This is a genomic window from Xenorhabdus sp. PB61.4, from assembly GCF_963894935.1.
GTDB lineage: Bacteria > Pseudomonadota > Gammaproteobacteria > Enterobacterales > Enterobacteriaceae > Xenorhabdus > Xenorhabdus stockiae.
On sequence record NZ_CAWQJR010000174.1, the window covers coordinates 18,282 to 32,342 of the forward strand.

A 14,061-nucleotide genomic window follows, 5' to 3' on the forward strand; every position below is an offset into this window, starting at 1 on the left:
TATTTATCTGATTATTAAATAAATTTTTATCCTTTTGAAGTTTAGTGAATGTCCGTTTATTTTTTATTCCTACACTTGTGATTGTTGATTTGAGTCAAAATGACTGACGTGGATAAGTGAGAAATTATAAATCACTTCTCTTATTCAATATTTGAGATACCTCAGTAAAACCTAAGGAGTTCCTAATGGCAATATCAACTTTCTTTATCCCACCAGTGAATAAAATCGGTGAAGGATGTCTGAACGAGGCCATTCAGTTAGTAAAAACTTATGGTTACAAACAGGCTCTGATTGTTACTGACCGAGTACTGAACGAGATTGGTGTTGTCGGGAAAGTTCAGAATTTATTGACTAATGTAGGGATAAAAAGTGCGCTGTATGATGGAACGAATCCTAATCCAACGACGATTAATGTCGAAGAAGGGTTGGCGATTTTGCATCAGCATAGCTGCGATTTTGTGATTTCGCTGGGAGGCGGTTCGCCGCATGACTGCGCTAAAGGTATTGCATTGGTTGCGGCAAATGGCGGAGATATCCGCGATTATGAAGGAGTTGATGTTTCTGCAAAACCTCAGTTGCCGTTGATCGCGATCAATACCACAGCAGGTACAGCTTCTGAAATGACGCGTTTTTGTATTATCACGGACGTAGAGCGTCACATCAAAATGGCGATTGTGGATAAAAACGTGACGCCTATTTTATCCGTGAATGACCCTTCTTTGATGATCGGTATGCCGAAAGGGCTGACCGCAGCGACAGGTATGGATGCGCTGACTCATGCAGTAGAAGCTTATGTATCTACGGCTGCCAACCCTATTACTGATGCCTGTGCGCTGAAAGCGGTGGAAATGATCAGTAGTTATTTACGCCGTGCGGTTGAAAATGGCAGTGATGTGGAAGCGCGGGAAAATATGGCATATGCCCAGTTTTTAGCGGGTATGGCATTCAATAATGCTTCTCTAGGGTATGTTCATGCGATGGCTCACCAGTTGGGCGGTTTCTATGATTTACCACATGGTGTCTGTAATGCAGTGTTGTTGCCCCATGTACAGCGCTTTAATGCAAAAGTCGCAGCACCCCGCCTGAAAGATATTGCCGCTGCGATGGGAGCAAATGTCGAGAATGTTTCTGACCAGGAGGGCGCGGAAGCCTGTATTCGGGAAATCCGCCGGTTGGCAAAAGATGTCAATATTCCAGCGGGATTAACTGAATTGAACGTCAAAGTGGAAGATTTGCCTGTATTGTCAGCTAATGCACTAAAAGATGCTTGTGGGTTCACTAACCCAATTCAGGCATCACACGAAGATATTGTGGCTATTTTCGAAGAAGCGATGTAGTTATCCACTAGAGATAGGCCTTAGTCATAAAATGCCACTTCGTTTTATTCGGTTGCTGTCATTTAACGAAGTGGCTCTGTTTTCTGAACTTTATTCCTGAGCAGAAAAGGGCGCGCTATCTTTAACTGAATGCCTTTTCTGTAATTGACGGATAATACAACTCAGATCTAAATTTTGATCCTGGAGTAACACCAGCAGATGGTAGAGTAAATCAGCGGCTTCATTGGTGAGTTCTTCCCGATCATTCACAGTCGCTGCTAATGCGGTTTCTACACCTTCTTCTCCCACTTTTTGTGCAATTCGTTTTGTTCCGCTGGCATACAAGCGGGCGGTATAGGAACTATCGGGAGAAGCATTTTTCCGGCTTGCCAGTAATTGCTCTAATTGATAAAGAAAACCCCATTGTGTTTGTGCTGAACCAAAGCAGCTTTCAGTCCCTTTATGGCAGGTTGGTCCGATAGGGTTGGCAAGGATAAGCAGGGTATCGTTGTCACAGTCAGGGTAAATCTCGGATAATTCCAGAAAGTGCCCGGAACTTTCACCTTTTGTCCATAACCGTTGTTTGGTTCGTGAAAAGAAGGTGACTTTGCCGGAGTTTAGCGTTGCATTCAGGGCTTCTCTATTCATGTATCCCATCATCAGTACGGTACCAGATACAGCATGCTGCACGATCACTGGCATCAGATTATCGACTTTTTCCCAGTCTAATTTCTCGATTTCCTGCGGGGTTAGTGGTGATATCGTTAACATATTCTTACCTCAACTCCTTGTTCCGCCAGATATTGTTTAAGTTCGCCAATGTTAATAATCTGCTTATGGAAAACGGAAGCAGCCAAGGCTCCATCAACGTTAGCCTGTTTAAAAGCATCCAGAAAATGAACCGGAGCACCGGCTCCCCCTGATGCGACCAAAGGCACGGAACAGGTTTCCCGAACTTGTTTAAGCTGGGCAAGATCATAGCCATTGCGAACGCCATCCTGATTCATCATATTCAGGACAATTTCACCGGCTCCACGTTGTTGTACTTCCCTGACCCAATCCAGAGTCTGCCACGTAGTTGCTGTGGTGCGTTTTTCATCTCCGGTGAACTGGTATACCTGATAGCTATTACTTTTTTCATCAAACCACGTATCGATGCCGATTACGATACATTGCACCCCGTAGCGATTGGCCAGACGATTAATTAAAGAAGGGTCTGACAGAGCAGGGGAGTTAATAGAAATCTTATCTGCACCAAAGGATAAAATTTGCCCGGCATCTTCGACTGTTTTGATCCCGCCAGCGACACAGAATGGGATATTGATTACTTCAGCCACTTTTGCAACCCAGCTTTTATCCACAACACGGCCATCAGAAGAGGCGGTAATATCATAAAATACCAGCTCATCAGCCCCTTCCTGAGCATAGCGTTGTGCAAGAGGCACAATATCACCAATAATTTCGTGATTGCGGAATTGTACCCCTTTGACTACCTGCCCATCACGAACATCAAGGCAGGGAATTATGCGTTTTGCCAGCATTGGATCGCCTCCTTCAGTGTAAATTTTCCTTCAAGCAACGCGCGCCCGACAATGACACCCGTAACACCGGATGCAGGCAGAGAAGAAATATCGGCCAGACTGCCAACGCCTCCGGATGCCTGAAATGCAACTTGTGGATAGCGTTGGCTAATTTCTTGATAGAGTGAAATATTAGAACCGTTCAGTGTGCCATCGCGGGAAATGTCAGTACACAGAACATGTTTCAGACCAACAGGGAGATATTGTTCAACGACCTGTTCCAGTGTTGCTTCGCTGCTTTCCTGCCAGCCACTGATAGCAACTCGCTTAATGCCGTCTGTATTGATGCGGACATCCAGCGCTAACACAATGGATTCCGCACCATAATTCTTAAACCACTGCTTAACTAACGCTGGCTGAGTGATCGCAGTTGAACCTATAACAACCCGGCTTGCTCCGGCTTCAAGGAGTGCAGCAACATCGCTTTCTGAGCGGATCCCCCCTCCTACCTGTACTGGAACAGATACGCCGGATAGTAGTTCACGTAACAGTGAAATCTGGCGTTTGGCAGGATCTTTCGCTCCGGTCAAATCCACCAAATGCAGCAGTTTAGCTCCTGTCTGTTCGTATTCCTGCAAACGGGATAAAGGAGAATTACCGTAATTTCGACACTGACCATAATCCCCCTGATGTAAACGTACAACATTGCCATCGATTAAATCTAATGCAGGTATAATCATGGGGTTACATCTCCAGAAAGTTTTTTAATAGCTGTTCTCCTGCTGCACCAGAACGCTCGGGATGAAATTGGACACCAAAAAAATTGTGTTTTGAAATAGCGCTGCTGAACGAGCCGCCATAATCTGTTTGAGCAATGGTGTATTCGCCAACGGGTAGTGCGTAGCTGTGAACAAAATAAAAATAGGCATTATTTTCAATGCCATGAAACAGAGGATGATCTGATGGAAAATTAACCTGATTCCAGCCCATATGCGGTAATGGCAGGCCAGAAGTTGCCATTTTTTTAACAGGAGCGCTGATTAATTTCAGTAGCGGGATATTACCGCCTTCTTCGCTGCTTTCAGCCAGAAGCTGCATGCCTAGGCAAATACCCAAAACAGGCTGAGTAAGAGAAGTGATCAGAGGGATTAACTCCCGTTGTTGTAGCTGGGCCATTGCAGTGGCGGCGGTACCGACACCCGGCAAGAGCAATTTTTCTGCTGATTTCACAATATCTGCATCAAGGCTGATTATTGGGTCATACCCTAACCGACGAATGGCGTAGTCAACCGAAGCAAGATTGGCACAGCCGGTATCCAAAATAACAACTTTCATCATTATTCTCTCTTATAAAACACCTTTAGAGCTGGGTAGAGTATCGCCTTCAACGCGGATAGCCTGCCGCAGTGTGCGACCAAAAACTTTGAACAGACTTTCGGCACGATGGTGATCGTTTTTACCTTTAGTTTTCAGATGTAAAGTACATCCCATGGTATAAGAGAGTGAGCGGAAAAAATGTTCAATCATTTCTGTGCTCAAATCCCCGACACGCTGATGTTTGAACTCAGCTTTATATTCAAGGTGCGGTCTGCCGGAAATATCCAGTGCGCATCGGGCAAGGCATTCATCCATTGGAAGAGTAAAACCGAAACGGGCAATACCGAGTTTGTCACCCAACGCCTGTTTCAGCGCTTCCCCCAGAGCAAGGCCCGTATCTTCAACAGTGTGGTGATCATCAATATAAAGATCACCATCAACTTGAATGTTCATACGAAAACCACCATGAGTGGAGATCTGATCCAGCATATGGTCAAAAAAGCCTACCCCTGTATTAATGCGGCTTTTTCCTTCACGATCCAGCCAGACCTCAATATTGATGGCTGTTTCTTTGGTTGTGCGGTTTACACTGGAATAACGATTCTGGCGGGTTAACTGCTCACAAATTGTTGACCAGCCGAATGATTCAGGTTGATAGAGAAGACCCTGAATTCCCATATTTCGGGCTAATTGCAGGTCAGTTTCCCGATCACCGATGACGTAACTATTTTTTGTATCCAGCATTCCATCAGCCAGATATTTTTCTATTAAGCCGAGTTTTGGCTTACGACAGTTACAGTTATCTTCGGGTTTGTGAGGGCAGATTAATATTTCTTCAAACTGAATTCCCTGTGAAGAAAAAACTTGCATCATCAGTGCGTGAGGTGGTTCAAAATCAATCATCGGAAAACTGTCTGTGCCTAATCCATCCTGATTAGTGACCATGATCAGTTTATAACCGGATTTCTGTAAGGCTAACAGAGCAGGGATCACCCCGGATTCAAATGCCAGCTTATCAAGGCGATCAACCTGATAATCCGTTGGCGGTTCAGTGATTAACGTGCCATCGCGGTCAATAAAAAGTATTTTCTGGCTCATGGATTCTCTGTTTCCTGTACTTGTTGATTTTGTTTGCAAAGAGCGTCAATGGCGGTGATTAGCTGCTCACATTCACTACGACTGCCAACAGTAATACGCAGGCAATTTTCCAGCTTCGGTTGCTTTTGTTGGTCACGAAGAATAATGCCCTGATCCCATAATGCCTTGAATACAAATTCAGCATTGGTGAACCTCACCAGAATATAGTTGGTTTCACTGGGAAATACTTTCTCCACTAATATCAGCTTATCAAGTGCGTCCTGTAGATAAGCGCGATTGGCAATAGTTTCTTCTACCCGCTCCTGCATTACCCGTATGCCTGATGCTGTTAAAGCCTGTGCTGCGATATCAGCAACAGGTGTGGCAATGGGATAGGGGGCGATCACTTTCAACATTAGCGCGATAATATCGCCAGAAGCCAGCGTAAATCCACAACGCAGCCCTGCTAAAGCAAAAGCTTTCGAGAGGGTTCGCAAAATTACCAGATGTGGATACTCTTTTAGCCAGCGAGTGGTAGTATTTTGCAGGCTGAATTCGATATAGGCTTCATCAATAGCAACGATGGCACGATTACTGGCCAGTTCGAGGATCTGGCGTAACGTAGAGGGAGCAATCAGATTACCTGTTGGGTTATTCGGGCTACAGATATAGATTAATTTGACGCGATCCAGATTATTTTTGATGGCCGTTATATTTGGCTGCCAGTCTGTGCCAGCGAGGATTTTCTTCTGTGCGACACCGAAGGTTTCAGCGCTGACACTGTACATGCCATAGGTTGGCGGACAAAACATAACTGCATCTTTGCCCGGCTCACAGAAAATACGTATCAGCAGTTCGATAGATTCATCCGCTCCTCGGCTGACAAGTACTTGTTCTGGTTGCAGGCCAGCATAATCAGCATAACGCTGAATAACTGTCGCAGGCTGGCATTCAGGGTAACGGTTGAGTGTTTTTTCAGAGAACTGAAAATCAGGTGCGGCGTGATATTCATTGGCATTTAACCAGATATCACCATTGCCACCCAAACGACGGGCTGACATATAAGGGACTAATTTACGGATATTTTCTCTTGCCAGTGAAGTGACATCAAAAATAGTGCTCATTAATTACTCCTTAGCCTGAGAGCTTGTGTCTGCGTTATTGTTTGTATTATCAGAATGGTTCAAGGCAGCGATGCGTAATGTAACTGCATTTTTGTGTGCAGTGAGTTGCTCCGCCTGTGCCAGTGTTTCGATGGTTGGAGCCAGCTTTTTCAGGCCTTGCGGCGTTAGTTTCTGTACAGTCATTCTTTTCATAAAATCCGCCAGCCCAAGGCTTGAATGAGTAGAGGTATAGCCGTAAGTGGGCAAAACGTGATTGGTACCGGAGGCATAATCTCCCGCAGATTCCGGTGACCAGTCGCCGAGAAAAATGGAACCGGCACTGGTAATTTTATCTACAATTTGCTCTGGTTGCCGTGTCTGAATAATTAAGTGTTCAGGGCCGTATTGGTTGCTGATTGCCACACATTGGGCGATATCGTCAGCGACGATAATCCGGCTGGACTGTAAGGCCTGTATTGCAATTTGTTGGCGTGGCAGGGTTGGGAGCTGTTTTTCAATTTCATGGATAACTTCCCCGGCATAGCTTTCGTCAGGTGTAACGAGTATGACTTGCGAGTCTGGCCCGTGTTCTGCCTGTGAAAGTAGATCTGCTGTTGTGAATACGGGATTGGCACCACTATCAGCGATCACCAGTACTTCAGAAGGGCCAGCGGGCATATCAATGGCCGCACCGTCAATACGTTGACTGACCTGTTTTTTGGCTTCAGTGACCCATGCGTTACCCGGGCCAAAAATTTTATCTACTCTGGGAACCGATTCTGTGCCAAATGCCATTGCTGCAATAGCCTGAGCACCGCCAATCTGGAAGATATCACTGATACCGCATAGTTGCGCAGCGTAGAGTATTTCATTGGCAATAGGTGGTGGAGAACACAGCGTTACTTTACGACACCCGGCAATGCTGGCCGGGATCCCCAGCATCAATACCGTAGAAGGCAGTGGTGCTGAGCCACCGGGAATATAGAGCCCTACAGAATCAATTGGCCGTGTGATTTGTTGGCAACACACGCCGGGCATAGTTTCTACATCAATTACCACAGGTTTTTGTGCTTCATGAAACAGACGTATGTTATCCATTGCCTGCTGGATAGCCTGCCGGATTTCCGTTGTCAGGTGCCTACCTGCAGCATTAATCTCCTCTTCTGGGACTCGGACTGCATCAATTGTTGTGTTGTCAAAACGCTGGCTGTATTCCCGTAACACGCTATCACCGCGCTCTTTAACTGCTTCCAGAATCTGTCTCACCGTATATGTAATATCTTCAGATGCGGTGACAGCAGGGCGGGTCAGCAGCATTTCTTGCTGCTTCGGTGTACATGCCTGCCAACGGATAATGGTGCTAAAATCGACATTACTGACATTGGTGCTCATCGGGCTTACTCCATCATTTTTTCGATTGGTAAAACCAGAATTGAACTGGCTCCCAGTGCCTTGAGTTTTTCCATAGTTTCCCAGAATAGTGTCTCACTGCTTACCATGTGCATGGCTACACGATTCTGCGCTCCGGCCAGTGGCAAAATTGTGGGGCGTTCTGCGCCCGGCAACAGATCGATGATTTCTTCCAGTTTGTCACTTGGTGCATGTAGCATGATGTATTTGGATTCACGAGCCTGAATCACACCCTGAATACGGGTCATCAGCTTATTGATCAGCTGTTGTTTAGCTTCCGGCATTTCCCCATCACGTTGTATCAGACAGGCTTTTGAGCGATAGATGACTTCTACTTCCCGTAATCCGTTTGCTTCCAGTGTTGCACCGGTTGAAACCAGATCACAGATGGCATCAGCTAACCCAGCCCTTGGAGCAACTTCAACTGAGCCATTGAGCAGGCAAGGTTTGAATTGAATGCCTTTTTTATCTAAATAGCGCTTTAGTAAGTGTGGATAAGATGTGGCGATGCGTGAATTTTGTAAGCATTCCTCTCCTGTATAGTTGTAATCAAGAGGAGCAGCAAGAGAAAGACGGCAAGCACCAAAATCAAGACGGCGTAATGTGGTATAACGGGGATCATCCCCCTGTGCCCGGCGGCTCAGTAACTCTTCTTCCAGTACGTTTTCACCAATAATACCTAAATCAACGATGCCATCCATCACGAGGCCCGGAATGTCATCATCACGGACACGAAGGATATCGATAGGCATATTTTCCGCGAAAGCGATTAATCTCTGTTGTTGCAAATTTATTTTGATACCACAGCGAGCCAGTAATTCTCTGGAATCATCACTCAGGCGCCCTGATTTTTGCATGGCTATCCGCAAGCGTGTTTTATCTAACATGTTATGTCTACCCTATATATAAATCAGAATATTTTCTGTAGCTCGAAATTCATTGGGCTCGGGATTTATTAGGTATAAAAAAACCCCCGGAAAATCTTCCGAGGGTTTTTATCGTATCCATGCCTCCGGAAGACTTACTAAATGTCTTCCAGCACACAACAGCCTGAAAGACTAGTCAGGATGATGGTGATGATGATGGCTAAATTGAATACGATTCATAATATGTGTGTTCTCTGTTTGATGTAGCTTTTGTGTTATTTGTATTAAGGGCTATTTTGTGACTTCAGGGTAACTTTATGCTTAACTTTGTCTATATGCTGGCGTGGTTTGCCAGAATAAATAATAAACTGTCTGTCGTTTAACCTATCTGATTCTATGTATGAAAAGCAACCTTTTTTTCAAAAAAGTTACTTTTAGATATTAACCATTTGTTTTATAAGTATTTGTGTTTTTTTCCATTAACATATAGTTGATTAATATTTTTTATGAGAATAATTTTACCTACTAATCAATAGTATATGAGCTGGAGAGGATTATAGTGAAAAAGGTTTCAATTATCGGGCTGGGATGGCTGGGACTGCCATTGGCGCAAGCCCTGCAAGGGAGTGGTTTACAGGTCATTGGCAGTAAAACAACACCAGACGGGGTTGAAGCAGCATGTATGTGTGGTATTGATTGCCACTTATTAAACCTGGTTCCTGAAATAGTCTGTGCAGCCGATGAGCTTGAACAGCTGATGTCAGTTGATGTATTGGTTCTGATGTTGCCAACCAGTGGTATCGCAGGAGGTGGCGCAGAATATGTCAGAGCAATACAGTTGATTGTAGACACAGCACTTTCGCATTCCGTTCCTCATATTATTTTTACCAGCTCAACTTCCGTTTATGGCTCGTCTGTTGGTCATCTTAATGAAGATGCGCCATTAGCTCCTGAAACTCAGTCAGCCAGAGCATTGGTTGAACTGGAGAACTGGCTGCATCAGTTACCCAATACTTCAGTTGATATTTTACGTTTGGCAGGCTTGGTCGGTACGGGTCGCCACGCAGGGCGTTTTCTGGCAGGACGGAAGGCAATTTCAGGAGGAGAAAATGCTGTTAATTTGGTTCATCAGGATGATGCTATCTCCGCCATTAAATTGCTTATTCAGCGCTCTGAGGGAGGGAATGTCTACAATTTATGTGCACCTGTCCATCCTAAAAGATCAGAATTTTACTCACAGGCTTGTTGCCAGCTTAATCTGACTCCGCCAGAATTTTTACAGCCGGAAGAAGAGGGATCGGAAAGCGACACTGAAAAATGTAAAACAGTGGATGGAAGCCGTATTTGCCGGGAACTGGGGTTTGAGTATCAATATCCAGATCCCGGAAGCATGCCGATGAGTCTGTAATTAATTTATTTCGATCATAACGATTTTTTGGAATGCTGGCCTTTCGGTCATTAATTGATACCAGCGTTCTAAGTTTGGCAGTGATGGGCGTTCAGTTACCACATTGATCCACGGGTAGATAAACGGAGCCAAGGCTATATCAGCCATGCCAAATTTATCACCGGAAAGGTATGTTTGTTGGCTTAATGCTTCATCGGCAATTTTCAGCAGTCTTTCTATTTCAGCTAAAGACTGAGTGATAACTTTTTGATCACGCTGTGCCTCTGGTGTCCTGACAAGGCTTATCATGAGTTGTTTGATGGGGGAAAAGAGATTGCACCCAGTCCAGTCCATCCACTTTTCGATATTATATTTTTCTTTAATATCATTCGGATATAGAGTATTTTCGCCAAATTTTTCGGCAAGGTAGCGAACGATCACATTTGATTCCCAAAGAATAAAATCACCATCCTGTAAGCATGGAATTACTCCATTGGGATTCATGTGTAAATAATTCGGATCATTAAGTTTGCCGAATTTCCCTCCGATATCAATTTGCTGGTAAGGAACATTTAATTCCTCCAGACACCAAAGCACTTTTTTAACATTTGATGAATTTTTACGGCCCCAGACTGTCAGCATCATTTTCTCCTCAATATCAAGTCGTTTGATAATATGACAATAAACTCATAGAAATAACAGGAGAATCTTTGCGTTATTGAATTGGAGTCTTATCCTATAACATCTATATTAATAGGAGTTTTGTATTTCAATTGTTGAATAGGATGTGGTTGTCAGAGAGAGAAGGTGGATGATAATGATGAAAAAAAGAGGTCATATTAAGAGAATAAAGTCTTTTACGGTGGGGCTGGGTGTTTTTTGGCTGGCGAGTACCAGCTTATATGCAATGGACGAACCCGCAGCACCTGAGGTTGATGCGAAATCTTATGTTTTGATGGACTATGCCAGCGGAAAAATTCTGGCATCAAATAATGCTGATGAACGCTTAGATCCTGCAAGTCTGACAAAAATGATGACCAGCTATGTCGTTGGGCTGGCGATGAAGTCAGGGAAAATCTCTCAGGACGATATGGTTACAGTGGGAAAGGATGCGTGGGCGACAGGTAACCCTGTGCTCAAAGGCTCATCCCTGATGTTTTTAAAACCGGGTGATAGAGTCAAAGTTATTGATTTGAATCGCGGGATTGTAATCCAGTCTGGCAATGATGCAAGTATTGCGCTTGCTGATTATGTTGCAGGAAGCCAGGATGCTTTTGTTGATTTGATGAATAAATATTCTCAGTCACTGGGGCTGACGAATACGCATTTTAAAACAGTGCATGGATTAGATGCTTCAGGACAGTACAGTACTGCGCGTGATATGGCTGTTTTGGGGCAGGCGATGATCCGTGATGTCCCTGAAGAATATGCGCTGAATAAAGAAAAAGAATTTACGTTTAACAAGATCCGCCAACCCAACCGCAACCGTTTGTTGTGGAATCAGAATATGAATGTAGATGGCATAAAAACAGGGCATACCAGTGGGGCGGGATATAATCTTGTCGCATCTGCAACGGAAGGCCCGATGCGCTTAATCTCGGTTGTTTTGGGAGCTTCCAGTGATCGAATGCGCTTTGTGGATAGTGAAAAGCTTCTGTCATGGGGCTTTCGTTTTTATGAAACGACGATCCCATTAAAAGCTGATGCTGTTTTTGTCACGCAAAAAGTATGGTACGGAACACGCTCGGAGGTAGCATTAGGTGTTGAAAAAGATGCCGCTGTTACTCTTTTACGTGGGCAGGCCGGTAATTTGAAAGCGAGTTTCACCCTGAATCAGCCTGAGCTGGAAGCGCCATTGGCAAAAAATCAGATCGTAGGAACCGTTAATTTTATGCTGGATGGGAAGGTGGTTGAACAGCACCCACTGGTGGTAAAAGAATCGGTTGAGGAAACGGGATTTTTTGGCCGTATCTGGGATTTTGTTGTAAAGACAGTCAGTGGCTGGTTTAACGCAATTTTCAGTTAATAATTGATTTTAAAAATACGAAAATATATACACTTCGTCTTGCAAGCTGCCTCTTTGTTGGCTGCGCTCGTTCACCCCAGTCACCGTTTTTATAAACATACGGTTATCTATGCTCCTGGGGATTACTGAGAGGCTCCTGCCTCTCACCGGAGGCCAGCCTTTGGCTGGGCAAATTCGTTCCCGACGAATTTGTTACTCTCTTGCCGCCGCGATGCAACTTGAAATCCATTGTGTATCATACAGCCAGAGCGATATAAAAATGCCAGTCCTATAAAAGAGACTGGCATTTTTTTCAGGGGGACAACTCGAAAAAGTTGCCTGATATACCGATTACATCACAGAGTAAACTGCGGCAGAAATCGCAATTGAACCTGTCAGAATAACGAAGATATTGCTTGGCTTGCCTGCGTATTTACGCATAGCAGGTACTTTGTAAATGGCATACATTGGCATGATGAACAGGATCATAGCAATGATTGGGCCACCCAGAGATTCAATGATGTTCAGAATACTTGGGTTAAGAGTTGCGATAATCCATGCGCTGATCAGCATGAAGAGGCTGGTGATTCGATTCAGCGTTTTGTGCTGAATAGATTTGCCTCGTGCGCTCATAGCTTTACTAACGATACCGTTAAAACCTTCACGAGCACCCAGATAGTGACCAAGGAATGATTTGGTAATAGCGATAAAGGCAATGAATGGAGCAATATACTCAATGAGTGGTGTATTAAAGTGGTTGGCCAGATAGGACAGGATAGTAATGTTCTGTGCTTTTGCTTCCGCCAGATTCTCAGGTGACAGGCTGAGTACGCAGCTGAACACAAAGAACATGACTGTCAGTACCATCATGATATGAGCATAGCCCAGAATGCGTGAACATTTCTTTTCCGCGTTCTCGCCGTATTCTTCACGTTTTGCTACAGCAAACGCAGAGATGATTGGAGAATGGTTGAAAGAGAAAACCATAACCGGGATAGCCAGCCACAAGGTGAACAGCAGGCCGTGACTGTTTGTGGAAGAAACTGCACTTTCCAGTGACAGAGTATCAAAAATCGCAGTGTTCCAATGAGGAACCAGGTACAGAGCCAGCAGCATTAATACAGTGACGAATGGGAATACCAGCACGCTCATTGCTTTAACAATAGCTTGCTCACCGAAACGGATAATGCTCATAACGCCGAGAATCAGGACCAGTGCCAGCAGTGCACGAGGAGGTGCATCCATATTCAGCTGGTGGATGATGAAACTTTCTACCGTATTGGTCAGTGCAACACTATAAACCAGCAGGATAGGGTAGATAGCAAAGAAGTAGAGGATAGTAATAAAAAAGCCGGCTACTTTCCCGAAGTGCTCTTCTACTACACCAGTGATATCTTCACCGCTATTTTTGCCGGACAGGACAAAACGACACATTCCCCGGTGAGCAAAAAATGTCATCGGAAGTGCGAGCAGAGCCATGATGATAAGTGGTATTAACCCGCCAATCCCGGCGTTTATGGGAAGAAACAGAACGCCAGCCCCGATGGCTGTACCATATAATCCCAACATCCATACAGTGTCTGATTTACGCCAGGTAGAGTAATCGCTTTTGCTGCCAGAAGCAGAGGATGCGATTGAACCTGCTTGAGATGTGTCCATAAATATCTCCGAAATAACGCGGTAAAGTAAAATTTAAAAACTACTAAACTCGCACATTAATAAAATGCGCGAGTTGGATTCGTTATATGAATAATAAGTTGTCAGATGTTGAGCTGACGTTTATTTATACATGTTTATTTATATACTAATAATATCGCTTAAATTACAGTCATTTTAAACTAATGATCTGAGATCCCGTTTAGTCCTATTTTTGATATTTAAATCAAAATTCTTAACCACAGACATTTGCTAAGGGAAATATAATTATTTTTAGTAAAATGTACCGTGATCGCTCTCGCAATTGCAAGATTTATATCGTAAAGTTAATATGTTACGAATCTTTATAATGATGTTAATTAAATATTAAATAAAACGCAGCGGTAAAAAATGAAGATAATAAG

General features: G+C 44.1%; 14 protein-coding genes and 1 other annotated feature. Of the genes, 3 read left to right on the plus strand and 11 right to left on the minus strand.

What is annotated here, in order from left to right; genetic code table 11:
• Positions 1–185: 185 nt before the first annotated feature.
• Positions 186–1,337: an L-threonine dehydrogenase gene (gene yiaY / locus AACX68_RS13665; RefSeq protein ID WP_228859474.1), complete on the plus strand. Its 1,152-nt coding sequence runs from the start codon at positions 186–188 to the stop codon at positions 1,335–1,337.
• 90 nt (positions 1,338–1,427) lie between these two features.
• On the opposite strand, the gene hisIE is transcribed toward yiaY, so the two are convergent.
• The 9 genes from hisIE to hisL form a co-directional block, all read right to left on the minus strand.
• The gene (gene hisIE / locus AACX68_RS13670) at positions 1,428–2,087 is read right to left on the minus strand and encodes a bifunctional phosphoribosyl-AMP cyclohydrolase/phosphoribosyl-ATP diphosphatase HisIE (RefSeq protein ID WP_228859475.1); all 660 of its coding nucleotides are present in this window, start codon (positions 2,085–2,087) and stop codon (positions 1,428–1,430) included.
• The gene (hisF, locus tag AACX68_RS13675) at positions 2,081–2,857 is read right to left on the minus strand and encodes an imidazole glycerol phosphate synthase subunit HisF (RefSeq protein ID WP_228859476.1); all 777 of its coding nucleotides are present in this window, start codon (positions 2,855–2,857) and stop codon (positions 2,081–2,083) included. The genes hisIE and hisF overlap by 7 nt, the downstream gene beginning before the upstream one ends.
• A complete protein-coding gene (gene hisA, locus AACX68_RS13680; protein ID WP_228859477.1) occupies positions 2,839–3,576 on the minus strand; it encodes a 1-(5-phosphoribosyl)-5-[(5-phosphoribosylamino)methylideneamino]imidazole-4-carboxamide isomerase in 738 nt (245 codons plus the stop codon). Before hisA ends, hisF begins: the two co-directional genes overlap by 19 nt.
• A 4-nt stretch (positions 3,577–3,580) precedes the next feature.
• Entirely contained in the window at positions 3,581–4,171 is a 591-nt protein-coding gene (gene hisH / locus AACX68_RS13685) for an imidazole glycerol phosphate synthase subunit HisH (RefSeq protein ID WP_228859486.1), read from the minus strand.
• Positions 4,172–4,183: 12 nt separating this feature from the next.
• Positions 4,184–5,251, minus strand: a complete 1,068-nt coding sequence (gene hisB / locus AACX68_RS13690; RefSeq protein ID WP_228859478.1) for a bifunctional histidinol-phosphatase/imidazoleglycerol-phosphate dehydratase HisB — start codon at positions 5,249–5,251, stop codon at positions 4,184–4,186.
• Entirely contained in the window at positions 5,248–6,354 is a 1,107-nt protein-coding gene (gene hisC / locus AACX68_RS13695) for a histidinol-phosphate transaminase (protein WP_228859479.1), read from the minus strand. Before hisC ends, hisB begins: the two co-directional genes overlap by 4 nt.
• Before the next feature lie 3 nt (positions 6,355–6,357).
• Positions 6,358–7,725: a histidinol dehydrogenase gene (hisD, locus tag AACX68_RS13700; RefSeq protein WP_228859480.1), complete on the minus strand. Its 1,368-nt coding sequence runs from the start codon at positions 7,723–7,725 to the stop codon at positions 6,358–6,360.
• Between the two features lie 5 nt (positions 7,726–7,730).
• Positions 7,731–8,630 (minus strand): ATP phosphoribosyltransferase, encoded by a 900-nt coding sequence (gene hisG, locus AACX68_RS13705; protein ID WP_228859481.1) that lies wholly within the window; start codon positions 8,628–8,630, stop codon positions 7,731–7,733.
• Positions 8,631–8,704: 74 nt separating this feature from the next.
• Positions 8,705–8,826 (minus strand) — a sequence feature (His leader region).
• Positions 8,802–8,849: a his operon leader peptide gene (hisL, locus tag AACX68_RS13710; RefSeq protein WP_139837445.1), complete on the minus strand. Its 48-nt coding sequence runs from the start codon at positions 8,847–8,849 to the stop codon at positions 8,802–8,804. (Overlaps the previous feature by 25 nt.)
• Positions 8,850–9,168: 319 nt before the next feature.
• On the opposite strand from hisL, the gene AACX68_RS13715 reads away from it, so the two are divergent.
• Complete coding sequence (locus AACX68_RS13715; protein ID WP_228859482.1) at positions 9,169–10,017, plus strand: SDR family oxidoreductase; 849 nt, start codon at positions 9,169–9,171, stop codon at positions 10,015–10,017.
• Here the strand turns inward: AACX68_RS13715 and AACX68_RS13720 are convergent, their stop codons facing one another.
• Positions 10,018–10,638, minus strand: a complete 621-nt coding sequence (locus tag AACX68_RS13720; protein WP_228859483.1) for a glutathione S-transferase family protein — start codon at positions 10,636–10,638, stop codon at positions 10,018–10,020.
• A gap of 175 nt (positions 10,639–10,813) precedes the next feature.
• Here AACX68_RS13720 and AACX68_RS13725 point away from each other — a divergent pair, with 175 nt between their 5' ends.
• Positions 10,814–12,022 (plus strand): serine hydrolase, encoded by a 1,209-nt coding sequence (locus tag AACX68_RS13725; RefSeq protein WP_228859484.1) that lies wholly within the window; start codon positions 10,814–10,816, stop codon positions 12,020–12,022.
• A 330-nt stretch (positions 12,023–12,352) separates the two neighbouring features.
• On the opposite strand, the gene AACX68_RS13730 is transcribed toward AACX68_RS13725, so the two are convergent.
• The gene (locus AACX68_RS13730) at positions 12,353–13,660 is read right to left on the minus strand and encodes an HAAAP family serine/threonine permease (protein WP_228859485.1); all 1,308 of its coding nucleotides are present in this window, start codon (positions 13,658–13,660) and stop codon (positions 12,353–12,355) included.
• Between the last annotated feature and the right edge of the window lie 401 nt (positions 13,661–14,061).